Consider the following 22,182-nt stretch of genomic DNA (forward strand, 5'->3'; position numbering starts at 1 on the left):
GCGTGCTGCGGTCCGAGTACGGCTCAGTCAGGGGGCGGCCGGAGTGTGGCCGTCGGTCCGAAGAGGCGGTCGAGGTGGTAGCCGATGATCGCGGTGGCGGCCTCGTGGCTGCGCTGCCGGCCCAGGACGCTGGCGGTCAGGCCGTTGGCGAGAGCCAGAAGTGTGGCGACCTCGGTGCGCGGGTCGCGATCGGAGGCGAGGGCCCCGGCCTGCTGCGCGGTGGTGAGCCGGGTGGTGAGGAACTCTTCCAGCGCGTCGGGTCGGGTGAGCGCGGCCGCGGCGAGCGCCGGGTCGGTGAGGGCGGCGGTGTAGTAGGCGGTCCAGGCCAGCGAGTCCAGCCGGCTCTGCTCGTCGGAGGGCAGGATCGCGCCGAGGACGGCTTCGAAGACGCTCCGCGTGGACAGCCCGCCCGTGGCGGCGGCGGCCCGCTGCCGGACTCGGCGGTCCAGACGGGCGGTCAGCTCGGCGAGGCCGGAGTCGAGCAGGGCCTGCTTGTCGGTGAAGTAGTACTGGACGACGCGCAGCGAGACTCCGGCCTCGGCGGCGATCTCACGCATCGACACCGCCTGCAAGCCGCGGGTGCCGGCGATGCGCAGCAGCGCCTCGGTCAACTGGCGTCTGCGCTCATCATGGTTCACCTGTTTGGGCATGGCGGTTGCCTAGCTGCGGTCCGTGCTGTGCTCCGGCGTCGCGATCTCAGCCCGGGCTCGGCCGGGGAAGGCGAGGATCCGCTCGATGACCAGGTCTGGAGCCTCGACGGGCAGCGCATGTCCGGTATCGGGCACGATCTCCACCCGCCACGACGGGGCGATCTCGGCCAGCCGCGCGGCCACCGCCTGCGCGTCGTGCAGCGCGCTGCGGGCGCCGAGCAGCACCTGCACGGGTACGGACAGCTCACGCACCTGCTCGTCGGTGTAGGCGGGCGGGATGGGCAGCCGCCGGCGAAAGGACCGGCCGGCCGCCATCAGCTTCATCAGCGCGTCCTCGCGCAGCGTGCCGTTGCCGACGGCGCCGGCGACGCGGCGCCGCAGCGCCCGCGGGAGCAGGGCGGCCGTACCGCCGACGATGAGCCACCGGTAGAACCGGCCGGTCAACGGCGCGAAGCCGGCCGGATCCACCAGCGTCAGCGCCGCGACCCGGCCGCCCCCGCCAAGCTGCTGTTCCACCGCCGTCCAGCCGCCGTAAGAGGAACCCACCACGTGCGCGCGCTCGGCGCTGACCGCGGCCAGGACGTCGGTGAGCCAGCCGCCGACCTCGGCACCGGTGGTAAGCGGCTGCGTCTGAACCGAGCGACCGGGCTCGCCGAGCGGGTCGACGGCAAAGACCGGACGCATGCGTGCCAGCGGCTCGATGTAGCGGTACCAGGCCAACGCGTTCCCACCGGCACCGGCCAGGAGGATCACCGGATCCCCTTCGGCGGGCCCGGCCCGGAGGATCCGCACACTGCCGGCGCGGGTCTCGACGTCGATGGCCCCCACCGGCACGCGCCATAGCTCGTCGACCGCTCGGCCATAGACGGCGAAGTACTTGTCACGGGCAGAATCGCTGGTGAAGGTCGACGGCCGGTCGGGTGCGCGCATGGCGACCTCATCTCCTCCGAAAGGATACAGTTGTATCCTAACAGCTGACTGCCCATCCTGCGGATCTTGCCCGGCCTTCATGGGAGGGCGGACCGGGCCAGGGTGTGGATGGTTTCCGCCAAGCGCCGGCCTCGTTCCGGTTCAAGGACGTGACTCGGCCTCAGGGTTCGCGTGCGCAGAGGTACGCGTCCAGGTCGGCGGCGCCCTTGAGCATGGCGCGACCCCGGGCGGACAGGCGGGCCTGCCAGTCGCGCAGGGTCGACTCCAGCGGGGTGACGCCTCCGGCGGAGCGGACCTGAGCGATCAGCGGGGCGATCTGCTCCAGCAGGTAGCCGCCACGCCTGAGCTGGTGGGCCAGCCGGACGTCCCGTACGTCGGCCGCGCTGTATATCCGGTAGCCCGTCTGCGGATCGCGGCGCGGCCGGACCACCCCGGCGTTCTCCCATTTGCGCAGGGTGGCGGGGCGGATGCCGAGCCTCCTGGCCAGGGGGCCGATGAACGTGTCGCCGCGCTCCTGCGGCACGGGCGCCAGATCGCCGAGCGCGGCTTCGACGGCCTGGAGGGTGCGGCGGTCGTCGAGGAGTTGGCCGTGACTCTCGTCGATGAGCCGCAGCGCGTCCTGGGCGGCACCCCGGTTGACCGCCTGCATGATCGACGTGGCCGTCTGGTGACCGTGCCCGGGCACGAGGGCGAGGAACGCGCGCAGGGCTTGCGCGTGCAGCGGCGTATAGGTGCGATAGCCGTGGACGGTGCGTTCGGCGGCGGGCAGGATGCCGGCGTCCTCGTAGTTCCTGATCGCCTGGGTGGACAGGCCGTGCTCGCGCGCCAGGTCCACTGGCCTCATGGGTGCATCACCGATTGAAGGTCCATCGCGATAGGAGCAGGGATTTATCGGCAAAGTCTACACCGAAAGTTCAACGATACCGTTGAAGGCATGGATATCAAGGACACAGCCCGCCCACTCGACGGCACGGGCGTCTCGGCGTTCCTCCGGTCGCTTCCCGCCAAGCCCCTGCTGCTCGGCCTGGGCGAGGCCAGGCACTTCGTGGAGGAACTGGGCGACCTGCGCAACGAGATCTTCCGGCATCTGGTCGAGCACGAGGGCTACCGGTCGTTCGCCATCGAGAGCGACTGTCTCATGGGCCTCGTGGTCGACGACTACATCACGACGGGTACGGGCACGCTCGACGACGTCATGGAACGCGGCTTCAGCCACGACTTCGGCACGTCCCCGGCCAACCGCGACCTCGTACGCTGGATGCGGACGTACAACGAGGAGCATGACGAAAAGCTCCGGTTCTTCGGCGTCGACAGCCCTCTGGAGTACTGGGCGGCGAGCCCGCGCCAGGCGCTCGCCGCGCTCTACGCCCTCCTCGACGGCCCGCTCCCCTGCACCAGGGAAACCCTCGACACGCTGCTGGGCCCCGACGACCGGTGGGCGAACGAGGCCACGGCCATGGATCCGTCCCAGTCGATCGGCCAGTCCGCCGACGCCCAGCGGCTGCGACTGATCGCCGACGACCTGGTGGCGCTGCTCGACACGCAGGCGCCGCGGCTGAGCGCGGAGGACAGGCAGCGGGCGGAGCTGTACGGGCGCACCGCCACCGGCCTGCTCCGCTACCACTACTGGATGGCCGATGCGTCCCCGGCGCGGTGGGCCCGGCTGTCGGCCCTGCGGGACGCGATGATGGCCGCCAACCTGCGTGCCGTCGCCGAACAAGGGCCGGCCCTGGTCTACTCCAGCAACCTCCACCTGCAGCGGAACAAGACCTTCATGTCGTTCGGCGACCAGACGCTGGAGTGGTGGAGCGCGGGGGCGATCACGGGGACGCACCTGGGCGACCGGTACGCCTTCCTGGCCTCAGCCCTCGGCACGGTCGGCGACAACACCCCGTCCCCGGACACCGTCGAGGGCATCCTGTCCACGCTCCCATGGGACCACGCTCTCATCGACGCCCGCCGCCTGGCCGAGGCCACCACGAAGCCCGCCCAGCGCATCTCCCACGATTTCGCCTATTTCCCGCTGGACCCGGCCCAGCTCGACCTGATCGACGGCATCGTCTTCCTCAAGCAGGCTGTCAGGCTGAAAAAGCTGGGTTGACAGGCGCCTGCGGGTCAGGCTCTGCCGACACGCACGCGACCACACCAGAAACCGCGAACGATCCGGAAGAACCTCCGATGACCAGGGCAGACGCGATCCCATGTTCCTGGTGACGAGGAGACACCCGCACGCAACCCGACGAGCAGCCTGGAGGCCGGCGCATGGCGGGGTCGGGGACGCCGGCCGAGCTGCCGGCCAGGGACGGCAGGTCGGCCGCGCCGACTGGATCCTCATCGCACCCTGATCAGCTATCGCGGGCGTAGGCGAAGAGCCTCACGGCGGTGATGAACGCCACCTCGATCCCCAGCAGCTTGTCCAGCAAGGTGAAGCCTGAAATGTCCGACGGAACCAGGACCTGGCGGAGGGGGATGACCGCGAGCAGAGCCGCCGCCAGCTCCAGAGGACTGGTGTTCTTGTTGCGCAGCCGCCGCAGCGCGAGGGCGAAGACGAGCAGGACCGGCGTCGCCAGGATGGCGTACACGAAGGCGAGCGTGTTCGGGCGGGCGGGCGAGGTCGACCTGGATGGCCTCGTCCAGGCGCAGCCGATGGACGACGTCGCTGCCGGGCCTGGTGCCTTCGACCTTGCCTCCGGTGTCCACGTAGTAGCTGTGCGAGTTGTCGCCGAGGGGTGGAAGTGTCCAGTCGCCCAGGTTGTCGTCGAGGCCGACGGTGAAGACAAAGAGCGTGAGGGTCCGTTCCGACATCCGCTCGGTCCCGTCGGACAGCGGTGGCAGTTCGACGCCGTCGGCGACGGTGATCTCGATCTAGATGATTGATGCGAAGGCATAGCTGCGGAGACAGGGCGAGGGTGCCCATCCTCGATGTGTGACGAAAGAGTTGGACACCCTCGCAACCGCACTGTACGTGCAAATCGACGATGCGTTGAAGGCCCAGCCGCACCTGGCGCGGTGGCGGCCGAAGGTCGGCATCGCGCCGACGCTGAGTGATGCCGAGCTGGTCACCCTGGCGGTGCTGTCAGCGCTGCTGGGCTTCACCTCCGAACGCCGCCGGCTGCGTCACGCCCGCGCCGAGCTGAGCGGGATGCTCCCCTGCATCCCAGGCCAGCCTGGATACAACCGGCAGAGCGATTGTCAAGACCTGTGGATGGGAGCCGCACCGACCCAGCGGTGATAGGCGTCTACGTCGACGTTGCTGCCGCACACGATGGTGACCACGTGTCGGCCGGCGAAGCGGTCACGGTCCTCGAGGATCGCCGCGATGCCGAGCGCGGCCGACGGTTCGACGACGAGGCCGGCGTGGTCGAGGAGCATCCGCATCCCGGCGATGATCGACGTCTCCCGGACCAGGACGGCATCGTCGGCGACCAGGAGGAGGTCGTCCAGGACGGCCGGGATGGGACACCGGCCGGCGACGCCGTCAGCGATGGTGTCGGTCGAGTCGGTGGTCACGACGCGCCGTCGGCGCCACGAGTGTGTCATCGCCGGTGCGCCCAGCGGCTGGACGCAGATCACCTCGACTCCGGGTGCCAAGGACTTCACCACATGACCCACACCGGTGGCCAGCGCCCCGCCGCCGAGAGCGATCAGGACGGCGTCGAACGACGGCACGGTGTCCACCAGTTCCAGGCCGATGGTCGCCGCGCCCTCGCAGGTCTCGATGTCCAGGCTGTCTTCGACCAGCCGGATGCCGTCGTGCCGCGCGATGGTCGCCGCCCGTTCGCGAGCCAGGTCGAAGTCGCCGTCCACCAGCTCCAGCCTGGCGCCCAATGCGCGGATGCGATCAAGCTTGGCCACGGGCGCAAAGCGGGATGCCACGACGGTGACGTCGAGCCCCCGGCCGCGACCGGACCACGCGAGGGCCTGGCCAAGGTTGCCCGCGCTGGCGCACACCACGGCCCGCGAGCCGTTGTCGGCGAGCAGGCTGGCGACCAACTCGGTGCCGCGGGCCTTGAAGCTGCGGACCGGGTTCGCCGTTTCGAGCTTGATGCTCACCGTGCAACCGAGGTCGGGCTCCAACGCCTCGCAGCGGTACATCGGAGTGTCGAGAAAAATCGGGTCGATTACCTGGCGAGCCGCCCGGATCCGAGCAGTGTCGAGGCGCGTCTCCTGCACGGCACGACAGCGTAGCGCCTCCGGCGCTGTTCCCTTGGGGTGAACGCCCGGCGACCGGGTGTCTGACGATCCCCTGAAAGCAACGCAGACGGACGGCGGCTCACCGATCCAACCCGACCCGGCACCCGGGCCGTCACACCGCCGGGGCGCGGGTGAGCGGTCGCTCGCCGAGTTTGGCCGCCTGCATGGCGGTCAGCCGGCGAACATAGAGAGCCGCCACGACCGTTGTCGGCACAACCAGCACGTGCAGGGCCAGACTGATCCAGGCCAGCGGCTCGAACTCGTACCAGGAGGGCTGGTCCCCTTCCGGATGTATCACCTTGCCCATCTCCGTCCATGGGGTCCAGTAGAGAGGCCAGGTCAGGAAGGTGGCCAGCCAGACGAACCACCATGTGTGCAGCAGACCGGCGGGGTCCATGCCGCCGCCCCGGCGGGGCGGGCTGGAGGCATGCCAGACGTCATTGGCGATTTGCTTGGGAAGAAAGAGGTTCCCCACCGGGATGAACCAGCCGACCACCGCCATGAACTCGCGGTACCGCAGTTGCCCGGGCGCGAACCGCTCAGCGACGGCGCGCACCCGGACGAACCAGATCAACCAGCCCACCACCAGGCCGACGCCGGAGAGGATCTGGGCGCCCAGCAGGACATAGGCGATCTCCTCGATTTCTGTCCGCGAATCCCACAAGGTGGATAACCCGTCCTGGTCCGCTCCGTCGACGGCGACAATGAGCTGCTGGACGGCCGTGAGGACAGAGACCAGGGCGAAGAGGGCGAGGAGCCAGTAGACAGCGGCCCGGTACCCGTCGGCCGGAAGCGCCCGACCGCGCGCGCGGCGGCGTTCGTCGACCAGCCGGAACTGTGGCGCCTCCGACTTCCCGGTCCGGGCAGCCTGCTGATGCGGCTGATTGCCGGCGACAGGGTCCTCAGGGTCAGCGAAAGACATGGTGAGCCGGGCAGTGAGCGGTTGCGGTGAGGCGGCCGGGACCACGGTCATTGCTTCGGCGACCGGGTCCGCGCCAGGCGCGGCGCCCGCGGCGAGGATCATCCGGGTGCGCGGATCCTCCTGGTCCAGAAGCTGCACCGCTTCCTGGCCCAGCCGGGCCAGCACCTCCGACGGCAACCACGGCCCCAGCGAGCAGTACTGCGTCTCTTCCCGCGCCAGAAGCTCCTCCAGGGTCGGCCGGTCAGCCGGGTCCTTGGTCAGGCAGTCCTTGATCAGCCCCAGCAGCGGCTCTGGCACACCGGTGAGGTCCGGCGGCTCGTGCACCACCCGGTACATCAGAGCGTGTAACTGGCTGTCCTGCGCGTCGAACGGCAGCCGCCCGGCGGCGGCGAAGGCCAGCACCGTGCCCAGCGAGAAGATGTCGCTCGCCCCGGTCAGTTTCTCGCCCCGGATCTGTTCCGGCGACATGAAGCCGGGAGAGCCGATCACTGCCCCCGCGGAGGTGAGACCCCCGGTGGTGGAGGCATCCAAGGCGCGGACGATGCCGAAGTCGATCACCTTCGGTCCGTCGATGGTCAGCATCACGTTCGACGGCTTCAAATCACGGTGGATGAGCCCTGCGGCGTGGATGTCGCCCAGCGCCCGGCACAACCCGGAGGCCAAACCGCGCACCGAGTTCTCTGGCAGCGGCCCGCCCTGCTCCGCTACCACCTGATGCAGAGTCGGCCCGGCAACGTACGCCGTGGCCACCCAGGGCAATGCCGCATCGGGGTCGGCGGCCAGCACGGCGGCCGTCCACTGCCCGCCGACCTGCTGCGCCACAGCGATCTCCTGGGCGAACCGACGGCGGAAATCCGGGGCCGCCGCCAGTTCAGCGCGGATGGTCTTCACCGCCACCATCCGGCCACGCGGCGAGCGGGCGAGGTAGACCACGCCCATGCCGCCTTCCCCCAGCCTGCCGATGAGCCGGTAGTCGGCGATCCGGTCCGGGTCCTGTCCTTGCAGAGACTGCACCGCTGGTGGCTCCCTTCCCTTGAGTATCATGCGGCTGATCAAGACTAGCCTTGGCTCGTCAGGAGAATTGGGTGGTCTGCAGTCCAGGCAGGCCTGGCCCTTAGGGAAAGGCGGGTTCCTTCCGAGTGCGATCGTGATGCAGGCCCGTGTCGCCATCAGCCTTTCTCGTCTGGAGTGCCGGCGCCACGAGACACGTGGTCACTCGACCAGCCGTCTCGTCATCTTCCGGCCGTCCAGCGGTACGGCCAGGCAGTACACGGTCCTGTAACGGGGCCAGTCGTCCGGCGCCGGCGCGAGGCCCCACAGGCCGATCACATCCCACCACACCCGTCACAACCAGGAGCTGCGGGTGCTGTTCGATCGCGCTGCCGTCGACTTGTCGCGCTCGACCCTGAACTACGTGGCCGGACTGATCCGCCGGCACCGCAAAGCGATCAGGTCGGCCTGGCGGCTGCTCAACCCAGGGCAGCAGGCTCTGCTGGTGCTGGTCTACCTGCGCAAGGGCGAGACGTTCGACGAGCTCGGAGCCGGTTTCGGCGTGTCCACGGCGCCGGCGTGGCGGTATGTGGAGGAGACGGTGATGTTGTTGTCGGCCCGCTCACCCAAGCTAATCAGGCGCTGAGGAAGGCCAAGCGGCACGGACTGCACTACCTGGCGCTGGACGGCACGGCGTTCCGCACCGACCGGATCAAGGCCGACCGGCCGTACTTCTCTGGCAAGCACCGCGTGCATGGGATGAACGTCCGGGTCATCGCCTCGCTGGACGGGACGATTCCTGTGGACCTCGGGCGTGTTGCCGGGCAAGACGCACGACCTGAGCGCCGCCCGGATCTGGGGCATCCTGCGTGCGCTGGAGCGGGCCGGAATCATCGTCTTGGCCGACAAGGGCTGTCAGGGTGCCGAAGACCCGGTTATCACTCCCTACAAGGGCAAGACAAGCCCCAGTCTCAGAAGCGGGCCAACCGATCACACGCCCGTCTTCGTGGTCCGGGCGAAAGCGCGAACGCCCAGCACGAGACCTGGCGCATCCTGCGCAAGCTCCGCTGCTGCCCCCTCAAGACCGGGCGCCTGGGCAAGGCCATCGCCGTCCTGCAGAACTACGAAGTCGCCCGAGGATGAAAAGAGGTCACTAAAGCCGTAATCCGCGTAATGGAATACGCCTAAATTGCGCCCTTGTCGGGGTTCAATGGCATATGTACGATCACTTCCGTACCTGGGATTTCATAATCGGAGGTAAACCATGGCTTCAAGGAACTGGGCAACGAAAATACTCATCACCGCGGCAGTTGTCGCTGCGGGTATGGCGCTCGCGAGCCCGGCTCACGCCGTGGACGAGCCGCCCACCGGAGGCCAGGTTTCCACCAACGGCTACACCTGGTCCAACTAAAGAGGCAGCCGGACGGGCGGCGGGAGTGGCACCGGGACGGGGCCGGCCCGGAACGACTGGATCATCAGGGCCGCGAAGCGGCGCGACGCCGCCACCCTCATCCGGGGTGACCCGGTGCGGAGGCCTTCGTTCGCCATCAGCGCCAGGCTGACGTCCTCCAGCACGAAATCCTGCCGCAAGCTTCTCGATCACCAGGCAGAACCCGCGCCACGGGTCATCCGCCGCCAGGCCCTCCGCCACGACCTCCGAACAGAAGGCCAACTGCTCGACAGCGCTGGACCACGCCGGCCGCCCACATCGGCCGGGTCGTCGCCCGCCCGGCTGAGCTGGGCGGGCGGCGCATCGAGGCGGGCGACGTGGTGGCGTTGTGAACGGTGTCGGCCAACCGCGACGAGGCGGTCTTCCACGACCCCGACCGCTTCGATGTGGCCAGGCGGCCGAACAGGCACCCGACCTTCGGTCACGCCCGCACTTCCGCCTGGCCGCGCAGCTCACCCGCGCCGAGATCGCGGCCCGGCTGGCGGAACTGCGCACGACGCGAACAGGGTCGAGGTGACGGGCCCGGTGACATGGCTGCCGTCGGACTTCGTCAACGGCGTCGCGACGCTCCCGGTGGCGCTGGCGTAGCCTGCAAGCATGTCCGTGCATCTCAACCACACCATCATGCCGGCCAGGGACAGGGACGCGACCGCCGCCTTCCTCGTCGAGATCCTCGGCCTGGAGCCGGCGTCGGAGTACGGCCCGTTTCGGGTCGTCTCGCTCGGCAACGACGTGTCGATCGACGTCGTGCAGGCGGGCGACGACCTGCCGTCGCTGCACTACGCGTTCCTGGTCGGCGAGGACGAGTTCGACCAGATCTGGGGCCGGATCAAGGAGCGCGGGCTGACGTACTGGGCCGATCCGTTCCACCGGCGGGCGGGGCAGATCAACACCAACGACGGCGGGCGCGGCCTCTACTGGTCCGACCCCAACGGGCACAACCTGGAGATCATCACGGTGCCGTACGGCGGCTAGGCCGTGTCCCGTGATCATGTGACGGGGTCGCGGAGCCAGATGCGGATCGAGGCGACGTCGATGGTGCCCTGGTAGATGCGTTGTCGTTTGTCGTAGCGGGTGGCCACGGCACGATGCTGGCGGAGTTTATTCACGCAGCGCTCGACGGTGTTGCGTTCTTTGTAGGCCTCCCGGTCGAAGACCGGGGGCCGGCCGCCTTTGGAGCCGAGTCTCGTGCGGTTGGCGGCCTGGTCCTTCTTCATCGGGATGACGGCCTTGATGTTGCGTTTGCGCAGGTAGCGGCGGTTGGCGCGAGAGGAGTAGGCCTTGTCGGCCATCGCCCTGGCCGGCCGGTTGCGGGGTCGTCCAGGGCCACGGCGCGGGATGCGGATGGACTTCAGCAGCGGGATGAACTTCGGGCAGTCCGCGTGCTGGCCCGGGGTGAGGATCCGGCTGATCGGTCGGCACCGCCGATCGGCCACCAGATGAATCTTCGTGGACAACCCGCCCCGTGACCGTCCCAGGGCCTCCCGACCCGCCGACGTCACTTCGTGATCTTTGCAAGCCCCTTTGAAGGCAGGTCGACGGCCGGAGCGTGCCGTGCCCCGGCCGCGTGCTGGTGCGCGCGGACCACAGTCGAGTCCGCGCTGACCGTCCAATCCTCGCCCTCGACCTCGTCGCAGCCCGCCCGCAGCCCGTCCAGGATCCGCTCCCACGTCCCATCCAGCGACCACCGGCGATGCCGGTTGTAGACCGTCTTCCACCTGCCATAACAGGGCGGCAGGTCACGCCACGGCGTGGCCGTACGCGTCCGATGGAAGATCCCGTTCATCACCGTCCGATGATCACTCCACCGAGCTCCATGCACGGTCTGCGACGGCAGCAGCGGCTCCAACAGCAGCCACTCCGCATCCGTCAGATCATGACGCTTCAGACGTTCCTCATCCACATGGATGATCTACACCAAAACGCCCCCAAAGGCCACGGGCACGATCTAGGGGAGGCGGGCCAGCAAGTGGGCGTCGAGGAAGCCCCGCTCTGAGGCCGGGTCGTGGAGCAGCCGGGCGAACGGGACGAGCCCGGCCCCGGCCAGCAACTCGACGAACCGGTCCGCTGGCCAGCTATAGGCGGGCGTCACCTTGTGGTCGAAGCGGACCGGCTCCGATCCGTCGGTCGCGAAGAACGAGACCAGGAGCAGGCCGCCCGGTGCCAGCACACGCACCTGCTCGGCGAGCAGCGCGGGCAAATCCCCAGGAGGGGTGTGGATCATCGAGTAGTGGGCCAGCACGCCGCCGAGCGCGCCGTCCTCGACCGGCAGGGCCTCCATCCGCGCCTCATCAAACCGCAGCGCCGGATAGGCCCGCCGGGCGTGGTCGACCATGCCCGGGGAGAGGTCGAGCCCGAAGGCGTCCAGCCCCAGATCGTGCAGCATGGCCGTCAGATGTCCAGGCCCGCACCCGACGTCGACTGCCCGCAGGTTCCCCGTCCCGCGCACCAGCTCAGCGAAGGTACCGATCATGTTCCGCGAGAACGGCTGCGTCTCCAACTGATTAGCAAACATCGACGCATACAGCTCGACGACCCCGTCGTAGGCCGCCCTGGTGTCGTCCTGATGTTTCATCACGGGGAAAGAAACTAGCATCCGCGCACGTTCGCAGTTTCTCGGCCCCGTGTCCCCCAACCCCTTAAGGTCTGACTGTCCGATCACATGATCACGGGACAGGCCCTAGGGTGCCAGCGCCTCCTCCGCCCGGCGCATCGCCTCCTGTTCATCGGGCCAGGCGTCGCCGGTGAAGGTCGCCCCGTCGAACCGAGCCTCGCCGATCCGGCAGTCGCGCAGGTTGAGGTCGACAAGAGCGGCGCCGGTGAGGTCGAGCCGGGTGTCGGGCCAGTGGCGGAGATTGGGGTCGGCGCGGCGTGATTGCCGCCAGCGCCGTGGGGTCGGGGGGCGGTGGTGCAGGTGGTCGGCCAGGATGCGCTGGGCGGTGAGACGGGCCTGGCGTTCCTCCTGCGGATCGCGCCCGCTGCCTGCCTCGCCGAGCGCGGCCACGTCCTGTCCGGCCCTTTCGGGATCCGCTCGGTGCGGCCGGCGACCCAGCTCAGGAGCGTCCAGACGTCGGCGGTCACGGGCTCGCCGGAGTCGTCCCGGAAGGCGACCACGTCGTAACCGAGTCGTTCGCCCAGCCGGGCCGGCTCGACGGGCGCCTGCGGAGCGGAACTCGCGGGGGTGAGCTGCGACGCCGAACGCCGGCGGATGCCCGTAGTCCATGGGTCAACGCCGCGTTCCCGGCGTGCCGGTGGCGGCCCGATCCCGCCGGCCATGAGGGTGCCACATATCATCTGCCGGGCAGAAGGTCGTCGCGCGGCCGGGACCAGGCCCGCTGGATCGTCCGGTAGTCGATCACGACGATGTTCTCCCGGCGGACGAGTTCGCGAGCCTCGGGCGAGGTCAGGAAGTCGCGATCCGTCCGGCGCACGCCCCGGCCGCCGTCGGTCTCCCCCGGCCCGTCGCCGCCGGCGCAGGCGTGCGCCGCGGGATGCACCGCCCATTCGCTCAGCCCGGCCGGCAGGTCGCGCAGCAGCCGGGCGTACCGGGCCGCCTTGCCGTCGAGGTCGAGGGAGAAGCTGTCCAGGAACGCGTTGTCGACGACCGGCAGGCCGTGCCGGCGCATCCTGCGGCGTCCGGGTTCGAGCCAGACCCGCACGGCCAGCCCGTACTCGGCGGCCAGCGCCGCGGTCAGGTCGAGGATGTCGTCGCGCCCGCCGTCGGCCAGGCAGTGGAAGTCCAGATGCGTCGGCGTGAGCCCGGCTTCGGCCACGGCGTCGATCTGCGCGCGGAACTCGGTCTCCACCTCGTCCAGCCGGGCCCGCGAGAGTAGCGCAGCACGCCCGGCGGGCGTGGGCGCGAACAGCTCGCCCGAGCCGTCGAGCAGTGAGGGCACCTCCTCCCTCGCGCTCAGCGGCCCCCACCGGTGCCCGACCGTCTCGCAGACGAGGGTGAGGTGGATCCCGAACGGTATCCCCGGCCGCCCGCGAAGCAGCCGCATCGCCTGCGGCGCCGCCGGACACGGCACCATCAGGCTGCACGAACTCGCGATCCCCTCCTCGATCGACTCGATCACCCCGGCGTTGATCGCGTCGTCCATCCCGAAGTCGTCGCAGTTGACGATGAGCACCCGGGCGTCGGGCGGGAACCCCAGCAGCTCACTCGACCGGACCCGGGGCGCGGCATGTCCGTCCATGCCCGCAAGTGTGAACCACCGGCGACGGACGTGAAGCCGACGAATCCTTCGCGGACTCTTGGCAGTCGGCTGTCGGACCCCTAAGGTTCAGTGCAATGCCACAGTGCAATGCCACACTGCAATAGCACACCTTACTGGGAGCAATGGATGACCTCAGTGCCCGTCCAGCCACGCACCGGCGTACGCCCGGGAGCCGTACGGACCGCGGAGGGGGCCGTCACGCCGGCGGCCGGGCACGTCACCGGCGGGCTGCTCCAGGCGTGGCAGGAGCGGAACCGGCGGGCCACCATCCCGCACACCGTCGAGCGGCTGCGCGCCGCGGGCAACGTCACCAACCTGAGCCGCCTGCTCGCCGCCGACCCCCCGCCCTACCGCGGCCGCTACCCGTTCCTCGACACCGACCTGTACAAGACGCTCGAGGGCCTGGCCTACGAGATCGGCGCCGGCCGTGACGGCAAGGGCGTCCGGGAGTTCTTCGACGAGGTCGTCGAGTTGCTGGAGCGGGTGCAGGCCGACGACGGCTACCTCAACTCGTTCTTCCAGGACCCGGCCGCGACCAAGAGGCCGTGGGAGGACCTCGCCTGGGGCCACGAGCTCTACAACCTGGGCCACCTGATCCAGGCCGCCGTGGCGGCCACCCGGCGGATGGGCGACGACCGGCTGCTCGGCGTGGCCGTCAGATTCGCCGACCTGGTCGTGCGGCGCTTCGGCGAGGGCGGCGAGGAGGCCGTCTGCGGCCATCCCGAGGTGGAGATGGCACTGGTCGAGCTCTACCGGGAGACCGGTGACCGCGACTACCTGCGGCAGGCCGAGCTGTTCGTGGAGCGGCGCGGCCGGGGCGGGCTCACGCACAGCATCTTCCCGCCTGACTACTTCCAGGACCACCTCCCGCTGCGCGAGCTGCCGTCGGTCACCGGCCACGCGGTGCGGATGGCGTACCTGGCGGCCGGGGCGGCCGACGTCTGCCTGGAGACCGGCGACCGGACCCTCCTCGACGCGCTCGACCGGCTGTGGGAGGACATGGTCGCCGGCAAGCTCTACATCACCGGCGGGCTCGGCAGCCGCCACTCCGACGAGGCGATCGGCGACCGGTACGAGCTGCCGCCCGAGCGCTCCTACAGCGAGACCTGCGCCGCCGTGGGCGTCATGCAGTGGGCCTGGCGCATGTTCCTGGCCACCGGCGGGGCGAAGTACCTCGACGTCTTCGAACGGGTCCTGTTCAACGCCTACGCCGTGGGCCTGTCGGCCGACGGGACGGCGTTCTTCTACGACAACCCGCTCCAGCGCCGCCCCGACCACGAGCAGCGCAGCGGCGCGGAGACCGGCGGCGACCCGCTGCGCCGGCCCTGGTTCGGCTGCCCGTGCTGCCCGCCGAACGTCGTGCGCTGGATGGCGCAGCTCGGCGACTACCTGGCCGCCGAGCGGGGCGACACGCTGTACGTCGCCCAGTACGCCGACAGCAGGATCGAGACCGGCGACCTCGCGCTGCGGCTGGAGACGGACTACCCGTGGGACGGCGCGGTGCGGCTGACCGTCGAACGCGCCCCCGGCCGCCCGTACGCGATCAGACTGCGCATCCCCGCCTGGGCACGGGACGTCACGCTGGACGGCGAGCCGGTTGCGGCCCAGGACGGCTGGCTGACGGTGGAGCGGCACTGGGCCGACGGCGACCGGCTGCGGGTGGAGCTGCCGATGCCGGTGCGCGGCCACGTCTCCCACCCCCACCTGGACGCGACCCGCGGCACGGTCGCCGTCGCCCGGGGCCCGCTGGTCTACTGCGTCGAGCAGCAGGACACGCCGGTCCCCGTGGACGACCTCGTCCTGTCCGCGGACGCGCTCGCGCAGGCGAGCGTGTCCGCGGGCACCTCAACGTCGGAGTGCGGGCTGCCGGGGGCGGTCGTGCTCCGGATGCCGGCGGGCGTCGCGCCCCCACCGCCGGCGGAGCTCTATCCGGAGCTCACCCCCGCCCCTCCCGCCGCCCGGGAAGCGGAGGTCCCCCTGACCCTCGTCCCCTACTTCCTGTGGGGCAACCGCACGGCCGCGGCCATGCGCGTGTGGGTCAGGGCGCAGTAACGGCACACCCGGCCGTCGAGCAATTCTGAAAGAAGGCAACATGAGGAGATCGGCCGCTCTGGCCAGCATCGCGGTGTTCACCACGCTGGCGGTGACCGCGTGCGGCGGTGGCAAGCCCGCGTCCACCGCCGCTTCCCCGGCGACGGCGTCCGCCTCCGGCGGCACCGTCCAGGTCCTGCTCACCGCCGACTACTCCCACCTGGACCCCGTCAGGGGCTGGGACGGCGGGGTCAACAACTTCTACCGGCTCATCTACCGCGGCCTGACCACCTTCGGCGCCGGCAAGGGCGCGGAGGGCACGAAGATCGTCCCCGACCTGGCGACCACCACCGGCACCCCGTCCGACGACAACAAGACCTGGACGTTCACCCTCAAGGACGACATCTTCTTCGAAGATGGCAAGCCGATCACCAGCGAGGACGTCAAGTTCGGCGTCCAGCGCGCCTGGGACCCGGAGGCGGGCATCGGCTCGCCGTACGCCAAGCTGCTCATCGAGGCGCCCAAGGACTACAAGGGCCCGTACCTGTCCGGTGACCTGGACACGATCGAGACACCGGACGCCAAGACGGTCGTCTTCCACCTGAAGAAGCCGTTCGCCGACTTCCCCAGCGCCCTCACCCAGCCGAACTTCGTGCCGTTCCCGAAAGGCACGGGCGCCGCCGCGGCGTTCGACAGCAAGCCGATCGCCTCGGGCCCGTACAAGGTGGAGAGCTACCAGCGCGGCTCGAAGCTGAAGCTGGTGCGCAACCCGCACTGGAAGGCCGCCACCGACACCGTGCGCGCGGCCAGGCCGGACGCCTTCGAGTTCACCTTCGGCCTCGACGGCGCGACGATCGACGAGCGCATGCTCGCCGGGCAGGGCACGGACGCGAACGCCATCGCGAGCGCGATCCAGCCGGCCACCGTGGCCCGGATCCAGGACCCGCGCTACAAGGAGCGCACGCTGTCGGGCTACATGGGCTGCACGACGTACATGAGCCTGAACACCACCAAGAAGAACCTCGGCGACGTGCGGGTCCGGCAGGCCGTCAACCACGCGATCAACAAGGACAACGTGGTGTCGGGCGACGGCGGCACCGCGCTGGCGACCAGGGCCACCGCCATCCAGCCGCCGACCATCGTCGGGCGGGTGGACTACGACCTGTACCCGACGGACCTGGACAAGGCGCGGCGGCTGCTGGCCGAGGCGGGGCTCGCGAACGGCTTCGACCTGACCCTCGACGTCCGCCCGGTACCCCGGCAGCAGGGCATGGCGGTGGCGATCCAGGAGTCGCTGAAGCCGCTGAACATCAACGTGAAGATCAACAACATCGACACGTCCACCTTCTACGAGGTGATCGGCACCCCCTCCCGGCAGCACGACGCCGCCATCACCGGCTGGTGCCCGGACTGGGCGTCCGGTGCGACGTTCCTGCCGCCGCTGTTCGACGGCCGCAACATCTTCGACAAGGGCAACACGAACCTCGCCCAGATCGACGACCCGGAGATCAACAAGAGGATCGACGAGATCGCCGCGATGGCCGACGTCGACGCCGCGAACGCGGCCTACGCCGAACTGGACAAGCAGATCATGGCGAAGGCGCCGCTCGTGCCCCTGCTGTACGAGAAGAACGTGACGGTCACCGGCGCCAACATCGCCGGCGCCTACCTGCACGACTCGTACTCCGGCGGCATCGACCTGGTCTCCGTCGGCCTCAAGGACGCGAGCAAGTAGGCATGGCCATCGCCACACCCTCGCACGAGGCGAAGGCGGCGGCCTCGGTGGGGGACGCGCCCGGCGCGCCCCCCACCGAGGGGCGGCGGATCGTCCGCGCCCTGCTGCGCGACCGGGGCGCCGTGCTCAGCGCGGGGTTCCTCGCCCTGGTCGTGCTGATGGCGATCTGCGCGCCGCTGATCACCGCGCTCACCGGTCACGGCCCGAACACCTTCGACCCGGCCGCCGTGAACTCCGACCTCGGCGGCCTGCCGCGCGGCTCGTTCGGCGGGATCAGCGCCGAGCACCTGCTCGGCGTGGAGCCGCAGAACGGCCGCGACATCCTCGCCCGCATCGCCTACGGCGCCCGCGTGTCGTTCCTCATCGCGCTGTCGGCGACCGTGCTGACGACTCTGCTCGGCGTGGTCTTCGGCATGCTGGCCGGGTTCTACCAGGGGTGGGTCGACCAGGTCATCTGCCGGATCATGGACTTCCTGATGGCCTTCCCGGCGCTGATCTTCATGATCGCGATCCTGTCGTCGCTGCCTTCGGGTGACCGGTCGGTCCTGCTGGTCGCGGTGATCTCCCTGTTCGGCTGGCCGTACCTGGCGCGGCTGGTGCGCGGGCAGACGCTGACGCTGGCGAACCGGGAGTTCGTCGAGGCGGCCCGCGCGTCGGGCGCCTCCACCGGGGCGCTGGTGTTCAAGGAGATCCTGCCCAACCTGCGCAACTCCGTCATCGTCATGACCACCCTGGCCGTGCCCGGCTACATCGGCACCGAGGCCGGACTGTCGTTCCTCGGGGTGGGCGTCAGCCCGCCCACGCCCTCCTGGGGGCAGATGATCGCCAGTTCGGTGAGCTGGTACGCCATGGACCCCATGTACTTCGCGGTGCCCGGCACCTTCCTCTTCCTCACGGTGCTGTCCCTGACCGTGCTCGGGGACCGGGTCCGCGCCGCCGCCGACGCCGGGGAGGCGTCCTGATGGCCCGCTACCTCGCCGGCCGGCTGGCCGGGCTGGCGATGATCCTGTTCCTGGTCTGCCTGTTCACGTACCTGATCTTCTTCAAGCTGTCGCCGGACCCGGCGCTGATGATCTGCGGCAAGACCTGCACGCCGGAGCGGATCGAGCAGATCCGCACCGTCCTGGGGCTGGACGAGCCGTTCGTCGCGCAGTTCGGCGGCTACCTGCTCGGGCTGTTCGCCGGGCGGGACTACGGAACCGGCGTCAACCTCGTGCACTGCCCGGCGCCCTGCCTCGGCTACTCCTTCCAGACCAGCCAGTCGGTGTGGGAGATGATCCTCGACCGGCTCCCGGTCAGCGCCACCGTGGCGGTCGGCGCGGCCGTGCTGTGGCTGCTCATCGGCCTGACCGCCGGCCTGGTCAGCGCCGTCAAGGAGGGCTCCTGGTGGGACCGCGCGGCCATGGGCCTGGCCCTCGGCGGCGCCAGTGTCCCCAACTACGTGCTCGCGCTGGCCCTGCAGTACGTGCTGGTGGTGCAGCTGGAGATCCTGCCGTTCCCCTCGGCCGTGCCCTTCTCCGACGATCCGGTGCTGTGGTTCCAGTCGTACCTGATGCCGTGGCTGGTCCTGGCGACCGGGTACGCCTGCCTCTACGCCCGGCTCACCCGGTCGAACGTCATCGACACACTGGCCGAGAACTTCATGCGCACGGCCCGCGCCAAGGGCCTGAGTCCCGCGCTCACCCTGCGGCGGCACGCGCTGCGGCCCGCGCTCACCCCCATCGCCACGATCTTCGGCATGGACTTCGCGGCGCTCCTGGGCGGCGCGCTGATCACCGAGACCGTCTTCGGCCTCAACGGCGTCGGCAAGATGGCCGCCGACTCGATCGCCAAGAACGACCAGCCGGTCATCATGGCGGTCACCCTGCTGGCGGCGTTCTTCGTGGTGGTCGGCAACGTCGTGGTCGACCTGCTCTACACCGGCCTCGACCCGAGAGTGAGGGTCCGATGAGCGAGCTGCTCGAGGTGGAGAACCTCACCATCACCTTCCCCACCAGCCGCGGCCCGGTGGACGTGGTCAAGGACGTGTCGTTCACGGTGGGCCGCGACGAGACCGTCGGCATCGTCGGCGAGTCCGGCTCCGGCAAGTCGATGACCAGCCTGGCCGTCATGGGACTGCTGCCACGCGGCGCGACGACCAAGGGCAGCGTCCGGCTGGACGGCACCGAGCTGCTGGGCCGGACGGACCGGGAGATGCGCCGGATCCGCGGCGAGCGGGTCTCGATGATCTTCCAGGACCCGCTGTCGTCGCTGAACCCGTACTACACCGTCGGGCTGCAGGTCGAGGAGATGTACCGGGCCCACCGCGGCGGCTCCGCGAAGGCGGCCAGGAAGGTCGTCGTCGAGGCGCTGGCCCAGGTCGGCATCCCCGAGCCGGAGCGGCGGGCAGGTCACTACCCGCACCAGTTCTCCGGCGGGCAGCGGCAGCGCATCATGATCGCCATGGCGCTGGTCTGCTCCCCCGCGCTGCTCATCGCCGACGAGCCGACCACCGCCCTGGACGTGACCGTGCAGGCCCAGATCCTGCGCCTGCTGGCCGGCCTGCAGCGGGAGACCGGCACCGGGATGATCTTCGTGACGCACGACCTGGCCGTGATCGGCTCGATCGCCACCCGGGTGTTGGTGATGCGGCGCGGCGAGCAGGTCGAGTACGGCACCGCCGAGCAGGTCTTCGCCGCTCCCCGGCACGACTACACACGGATGCTGCTGGAGAGCATCCCGCGCATCGACGACGACCTTCCGGCCGACGAGGTGATCCTGTGAGTGAGGTGCTGCTGCGCGCCCGCGGCCTGACCAAGCGGTTCGCCGTGCGCGGCCCGTACGGGCGCAAGGCCGAGTTCACCGCCGTGGACGACGTGGGCTTCGACGTGCTGCCGGGCGAGACGTTCGCCGTCGTCGGCGAGTCCGGCAGCGGCAAGTCCACCACTGCGCGGATCGTCGCCAAGCTGGTGCAGCCCACCTCCGGCACGCTGGAGTTCGAGGGCGAGGACGTCACCGGCGCCACCCGGGCGAGCCTGGCCCGCTACCGCGCGAACGTGCAGGTCGTCTTCCAGGACCCGTTCTCCTCGCTCAACCCCCGGCACACGGTCGAGCGCATCCTCATGGCGCCGCTCGACTACCAGGGCATCGCGCCCCGAGGCGGGCGCCGGGCGTACACCAGGGAGCTGATGGAGCGGGTCGGCCTGAACCCCGACCACGCGCAGCGCTATCCGGCGCAGTTCTCCGGCGGCCAGGCGCAGCGGATCGGCATCGCCCGCGCGCTCGCCGTCGATCCCAGGCTGGTGATCTGCGACGAGGCCGTGTCCGCACTGGACGTGTCGGTGCAGGCGCAGGTCCTGGAGCTGCTGGGCCGGCTGCAGCGGGAGAGCGGGTTCAGCTACATCTTCATCGCCCACGATCTTGCGGTGGTACGGCGGATCGCGCACCGGGTAGCGGTCATGAGCAAGGGCCGGATCGTCGAGCAGGGGCCCTGCCGCCAGGTCTTCGCCGAGCCGCAGGACGCCTACACCCGGACACTGCTGGCCGCGATCCCGCGGATCGACCCCGAGTGGGACCGCCGCAGGAGGGCGGCCCGCGACCACGACACGACAGGAGCCACCGGTGCCTGACGGCAAGCCGCCCAAGCTGTCCGAGATCCCCGCCTTCGTCGACCACATGAACACCGGCTGGGGCACCCCCGACCGCACGCCGCCGGTCGTCCCCGGCGCCGCCGAGGCCGCCGCCGCCCACCGGGCCCGGCTCGCCGCCGCGCTGCCCGGCCGCACGATCGTGCTGGCCGCGGGGCGGGCCCCCGTCCGCAGCAACGACACGGACTACGACTTCCGCCCGGACAGCGACTTCGCGTGGGTGACGGGCTGCGGCATCGAGCACGCGGTCGTGGTGCTGCGCGGCGCCGACGCCACGCTGTACGTGCCGCCGCCGGTCTACCCGGGCGATCCGGGGTTCTGGACGGACGCCAGGTACGGCGAGCTGTGGGTCGGTGCCGCGCCGGGGCCGGACGACTGGGCGCGGGCGCTGGGCGTCGAGGTCCGGCCGCTCTCGGAGCTGCCGGCCGACCTGGTCCCGGGCGCTGACTCGGGCGCTGCTTCAGGCCCGGACGAGGAGGTCCGGCGGACCCTGGCCGAGTTGCGCATGTACAAGGACGACTGGGAGGTCGACCAGCTCCGCCAGGCCGTGGACCGCACCGTCGAGGGCTTCGCCGCGGTCCTGCGGGAGATCCCGGCCGCCGTGGCCGGGCCCGGTGAGCGGTGGCTGCAGGGCACCTTCGACCGCCACGCCCGCGCGTACGGCAACGGCCCCGGCTACGCGTCCATCGTCGGCAGCGGCAAGCACGCGCCCACGCTGCACTGGGTGCGCTGCGACGGGCCGGTGCTGCCGGACGAGCTGCTGCTGCTCGACCTGGGCGTCGAGGTGAACAGCTACTACACCGCGGACGTCACCCGGACGTTCCCGGCGTCGGGCAGCTTCTCCCCGGTGCAGCGGCAGGTGCACGACCTGGTGGAGAAGGCACACCGGGCCGGGCTGGCCGCGGTGGCCCCCGGCCGCCGGTTCTCCGACTTCCACCACGCCGCCATGGAGGTGATCGCGCGCGGACTGGACGACTGGGGGATGCTGCCGGTCTCCGTGGACGAGGCGCTGTCCGACAAGGGTCAGCAGCACCGCCGCTACCTCGTCTGCGGCATCGGCCACCACCTGGGCCTGGACGTGCACGACTGCGCCCGGGCCGCCGAGGACGCCTACCAGGGCGGCGTGATGGGTCCCGGCATGGTGCTCACGGTGGAGCCGGGACTGTACTTCCACGCGCACGACCTGACCGTGCCGCCGGAGCTGCGCGGGATCGGCGTACGCATCGAGGACGACCTCCTGGTCACCGGCGAGGGCATGCGGGTGCTGTCCGGGGCACTGCCGCTGGACGCGGGCGGCCTGGAAAGGTGGATGGCCGCCGCCTGCGCGGGGTAGGATCCGCCCGCGCCCGCCACCCGCGTCCCGAGCCGGCCGCCCGATCGCGGCCGGCACCGGACTCCTGGCGGCATCGGGCGACACCTCGCGACACCGACACACCG

Annotated in this window: 20 protein-coding genes and 2 pseudogenes; 12 read left to right on the plus strand and 10 right to left on the minus strand. The window is 70.3% G+C overall.

Going from position 1 to position 22,182, the window contains the following annotated elements; translation table 11 throughout:
* Window positions 1-23: 23 nt before the first annotated feature.
* The 3 genes from FHU36_RS22060 to FHU36_RS22070 all read right to left on the minus strand — a co-directional run bounded on the left by FHU36_RS22060 (window position 24) and on the right by FHU36_RS22070 (window position 2,424).
* Complete coding sequence (locus FHU36_RS22060) at window positions 24-650, minus strand: TetR/AcrR family transcriptional regulator (protein WP_185085814.1); 627 nt, start codon at window positions 648-650, stop codon at window positions 24-26.
* 9 nt (window positions 651-659) lie between these two features.
* A complete protein-coding gene (locus FHU36_RS22065) occupies window positions 660-1,580 on the minus strand; it encodes an alpha/beta fold hydrolase (RefSeq protein WP_185085815.1) in 921 nt (306 codons plus the stop codon).
* A gap of 160 nt (window positions 1,581-1,740) precedes the next feature.
* Entirely contained in the window at window positions 1,741-2,424 is a 684-nt protein-coding gene (locus tag FHU36_RS22070; protein ID WP_185085816.1) for a TioE family transcriptional regulator, read from the minus strand.
* A 90-nt stretch (window positions 2,425-2,514) separates the two neighbouring features.
* On the opposite strand from FHU36_RS22070, the gene FHU36_RS22075 reads away from it, so the two are divergent.
* The gene (locus tag FHU36_RS22075) at window positions 2,515-3,681 is read left to right on the plus strand and encodes an erythromycin esterase family protein (protein WP_185085817.1); all 1,167 of its coding nucleotides are present in this window, start codon (window positions 2,515-2,517) and stop codon (window positions 3,679-3,681) included.
* 244 nt (window positions 3,682-3,925) lie between these two features.
* On the opposite strand, the gene FHU36_RS22080 is transcribed toward FHU36_RS22075, so the two are convergent.
* Window positions 3,926-4,162 carry a hypothetical protein gene (locus tag FHU36_RS22080; protein ID WP_185085818.1) on the minus strand — a complete coding sequence of 79 codons (237 nt, stop codon included), beginning with the start codon at window positions 4,160-4,162 and terminating at the stop codon, window positions 3,926-3,928.
* Between FHU36_RS22080 and FHU36_RS22085 the strand changes: the two genes are divergently transcribed.
* Window positions 4,152-4,457, plus strand: coding sequence for a hypothetical protein (locus FHU36_RS22085; RefSeq protein WP_185085819.1), 306 nt, complete (start codon window positions 4,152-4,154; stop codon window positions 4,455-4,457). The two genes, FHU36_RS22080 and FHU36_RS22085, sit on opposite strands and share 11 nt — an antisense overlap.
* Before the next feature lie 49 nt (window positions 4,458-4,506).
* A pseudogene (locus FHU36_RS22090) lies at window positions 4,507-4,764 on the plus strand (IS982 family transposase); the annotation flags it as partial.
* Between the two features lie 8 nt (window positions 4,765-4,772).
* Here the strand turns inward: FHU36_RS22090 and FHU36_RS22095 are convergent.
* Both FHU36_RS22095 and FHU36_RS22100 read right to left on the minus strand, forming a co-directional pair.
* Window positions 4,773-5,753 (minus strand): threonine ammonia-lyase, encoded by a 981-nt coding sequence (locus FHU36_RS22095; protein ID WP_185085821.1) that lies wholly within the window; start codon window positions 5,751-5,753, stop codon window positions 4,773-4,775.
* 133 nt (window positions 5,754-5,886) lie between these two features.
* Window positions 5,887-7,710 (minus strand): protein kinase domain-containing protein, encoded by a 1,824-nt coding sequence (locus tag FHU36_RS22100; RefSeq protein WP_221496516.1) that lies wholly within the window; start codon window positions 7,708-7,710, stop codon window positions 5,887-5,889.
* A gap of 349 nt (window positions 7,711-8,059) precedes the next feature.
* On the opposite strand from FHU36_RS22100, the pseudogene FHU36_RS22105 reads away from it, so the two are divergent.
* Window positions 8,060-8,829: pseudogene (locus FHU36_RS22105) on the plus strand (transposase family protein).
* A 904-nt stretch (window positions 8,830-9,733) separates the two neighbouring features.
* Window positions 9,734-10,111, plus strand: a complete 378-nt coding sequence (locus FHU36_RS22110; RefSeq protein ID WP_185085823.1) for a VOC family protein — start codon at window positions 9,734-9,736, stop codon at window positions 10,109-10,111.
* A gap of 14 nt (window positions 10,112-10,125) precedes the next feature.
* Here the strand turns inward: FHU36_RS22110 and FHU36_RS22115 are convergent.
* From FHU36_RS22115 to FHU36_RS22130, 4 genes are all read right to left on the minus strand, one after another.
* Window positions 10,126-11,024 (minus strand): IS5 family transposase gene (locus FHU36_RS22115; protein ID WP_221496752.1). Its coding sequence is split into 2 segments (ribosomal slippage): window positions 10,126-10,682 and window positions 10,682-11,024, totalling 900 coding nucleotides; the frame shifts between segments, so codons are not numbered across the junction.
* 60 nt (window positions 11,025-11,084) lie between these two features.
* On the minus strand, window positions 11,085-11,714 hold the full coding sequence (locus tag FHU36_RS22120; RefSeq protein ID WP_185085824.1) for a class I SAM-dependent methyltransferase: 630 nt from the start codon (window positions 11,712-11,714) through the stop codon (window positions 11,085-11,087).
* Window positions 11,715-11,816: 102 nt separating this feature from the next.
* On the minus strand, window positions 11,817-12,140 hold the full coding sequence (locus FHU36_RS22125) for a pentapeptide repeat-containing protein (RefSeq protein ID WP_185085825.1): 324 nt from the start codon (window positions 12,138-12,140) through the stop codon (window positions 11,817-11,819).
* A 286-nt stretch (window positions 12,141-12,426) separates the two neighbouring features.
* Window positions 12,427-13,332, minus strand: coding sequence for a polysaccharide deacetylase family protein (locus FHU36_RS22130; RefSeq protein WP_185085826.1), 906 nt, complete (start codon window positions 13,330-13,332; stop codon window positions 12,427-12,429).
* A 147-nt stretch (window positions 13,333-13,479) separates the two neighbouring features.
* Here FHU36_RS22130 and FHU36_RS22135 point away from each other — a divergent pair, with 147 nt between their 5' ends.
* The 7 genes from FHU36_RS22135 to FHU36_RS22165 are packed head-to-tail and all read left to right on the plus strand — an operon-like array spanning window position 13,480 to window position 22,078.
* A complete protein-coding gene (locus FHU36_RS22135; protein ID WP_185085827.1) occupies window positions 13,480-15,405 on the plus strand; it encodes a glycoside hydrolase family 127 protein in 1,926 nt (641 codons plus the stop codon).
* 40 nt (window positions 15,406-15,445) lie between these two features.
* Window positions 15,446-17,119, plus strand: a complete 1,674-nt coding sequence (locus FHU36_RS22140) for an ABC transporter substrate-binding protein (protein WP_185085828.1) — start codon at window positions 15,446-15,448, stop codon at window positions 17,117-17,119.
* Between the two features lie 2 nt (window positions 17,120-17,121).
* Window positions 17,122-18,081 carry an ABC transporter permease gene (locus FHU36_RS22145; protein WP_185085829.1) on the plus strand — a complete coding sequence of 320 codons (960 nt, stop codon included), beginning with the start codon at window positions 17,122-17,124 and terminating at the stop codon, window positions 18,079-18,081.
* The gene (locus FHU36_RS22150) at window positions 18,081-19,070 is read left to right on the plus strand and encodes an ABC transporter permease (RefSeq protein ID WP_185085830.1); all 990 of its coding nucleotides are present in this window, start codon (window positions 18,081-18,083) and stop codon (window positions 19,068-19,070) included. Before FHU36_RS22145 ends, FHU36_RS22150 begins: the two co-directional genes overlap by 1 nt.
* On the plus strand, window positions 19,067-19,882 hold the full coding sequence (locus tag FHU36_RS46465) for an ABC transporter ATP-binding protein (RefSeq protein WP_185085831.1): 816 nt from the start codon (window positions 19,067-19,069) through the stop codon (window positions 19,880-19,882). The genes FHU36_RS22150 and FHU36_RS46465 overlap by 4 nt, the downstream gene beginning before the upstream one ends.
* Window positions 19,879-20,727, plus strand: coding sequence for an ATP-binding cassette domain-containing protein (locus FHU36_RS46470; protein WP_185085832.1), 849 nt, complete (start codon window positions 19,879-19,881; stop codon window positions 20,725-20,727). The genes FHU36_RS46465 and FHU36_RS46470 overlap by 4 nt, the downstream gene beginning before the upstream one ends.
* Entirely contained in the window at window positions 20,720-22,078 is a 1,359-nt protein-coding gene (locus FHU36_RS22165; protein WP_221496518.1) for an aminopeptidase P family protein, read from the plus strand. Before FHU36_RS46470 ends, FHU36_RS22165 begins: the two co-directional genes overlap by 8 nt.
* Window positions 22,079-22,182: the final 104 nt, after the last annotated feature.

Source organism: Nonomuraea muscovyensis (genome assembly GCF_014207745.1).
Classification (GTDB): Bacteria; Actinomycetota; Actinomycetes; order Streptosporangiales; family Streptosporangiaceae; genus Nonomuraea; species Nonomuraea muscovyensis.

Coding starts and splice junctions, on each gene's coding strand:
- FHU36_RS22060 (WP_185085814.1), bottom strand. CDS start 650: ATGCCCAAACAGGTGAACCATGATGAGCGCAGACGCCAGTTGACCGAG.
- FHU36_RS22065 (WP_185085815.1), bottom strand. CDS start 1,580: ATGCGCGCACCCGACCGGCCGTCGACCTTCACCAGCGATTCTGCCCGT.
- FHU36_RS22070 (WP_185085816.1), bottom strand. CDS start 2,424: ATGAGGCCAGTGGACCTGGCGCGCGAGCACGGCCTGTCCACCCAGGCG.
- FHU36_RS22075 (WP_185085817.1), top strand. CDS start 2,515: ATGGATATCAAGGACACAGCCCGCCCACTCGACGGCACGGGCGTCTCG.
- FHU36_RS22085 (WP_185085819.1), top strand. CDS start 4,152: ATGGCGTACACGAAGGCGAGCGTGTTCGGGCGGGCGGGCGAGGTCGAC.
- FHU36_RS22110 (WP_185085823.1), top strand. CDS start 9,734: ATGTCCGTGCATCTCAACCACACCATCATGCCGGCCAGGGACAGGGAC.
- FHU36_RS22130 (WP_185085826.1), bottom strand. CDS start 13,332: ATGGACGGACATGCCGCGCCCCGGGTCCGGTCGAGTGAGCTGCTGGGG.
- FHU36_RS22135 (WP_185085827.1), top strand. CDS start 13,480: ATGACCTCAGTGCCCGTCCAGCCACGCACCGGCGTACGCCCGGGAGCC.
- FHU36_RS22140 (WP_185085828.1), top strand. CDS start 15,446: ATGAGGAGATCGGCCGCTCTGGCCAGCATCGCGGTGTTCACCACGCTG.
- FHU36_RS22145 (WP_185085829.1), top strand. CDS start 17,122: ATGGCCATCGCCACACCCTCGCACGAGGCGAAGGCGGCGGCCTCGGTG.
- FHU36_RS22150 (WP_185085830.1), top strand. CDS start 18,081: ATGGCCCGCTACCTCGCCGGCCGGCTGGCCGGGCTGGCGATGATCCTG.
- FHU36_RS46465 (WP_185085831.1), top strand. CDS start 19,067: ATGAGCGAGCTGCTCGAGGTGGAGAACCTCACCATCACCTTCCCCACC.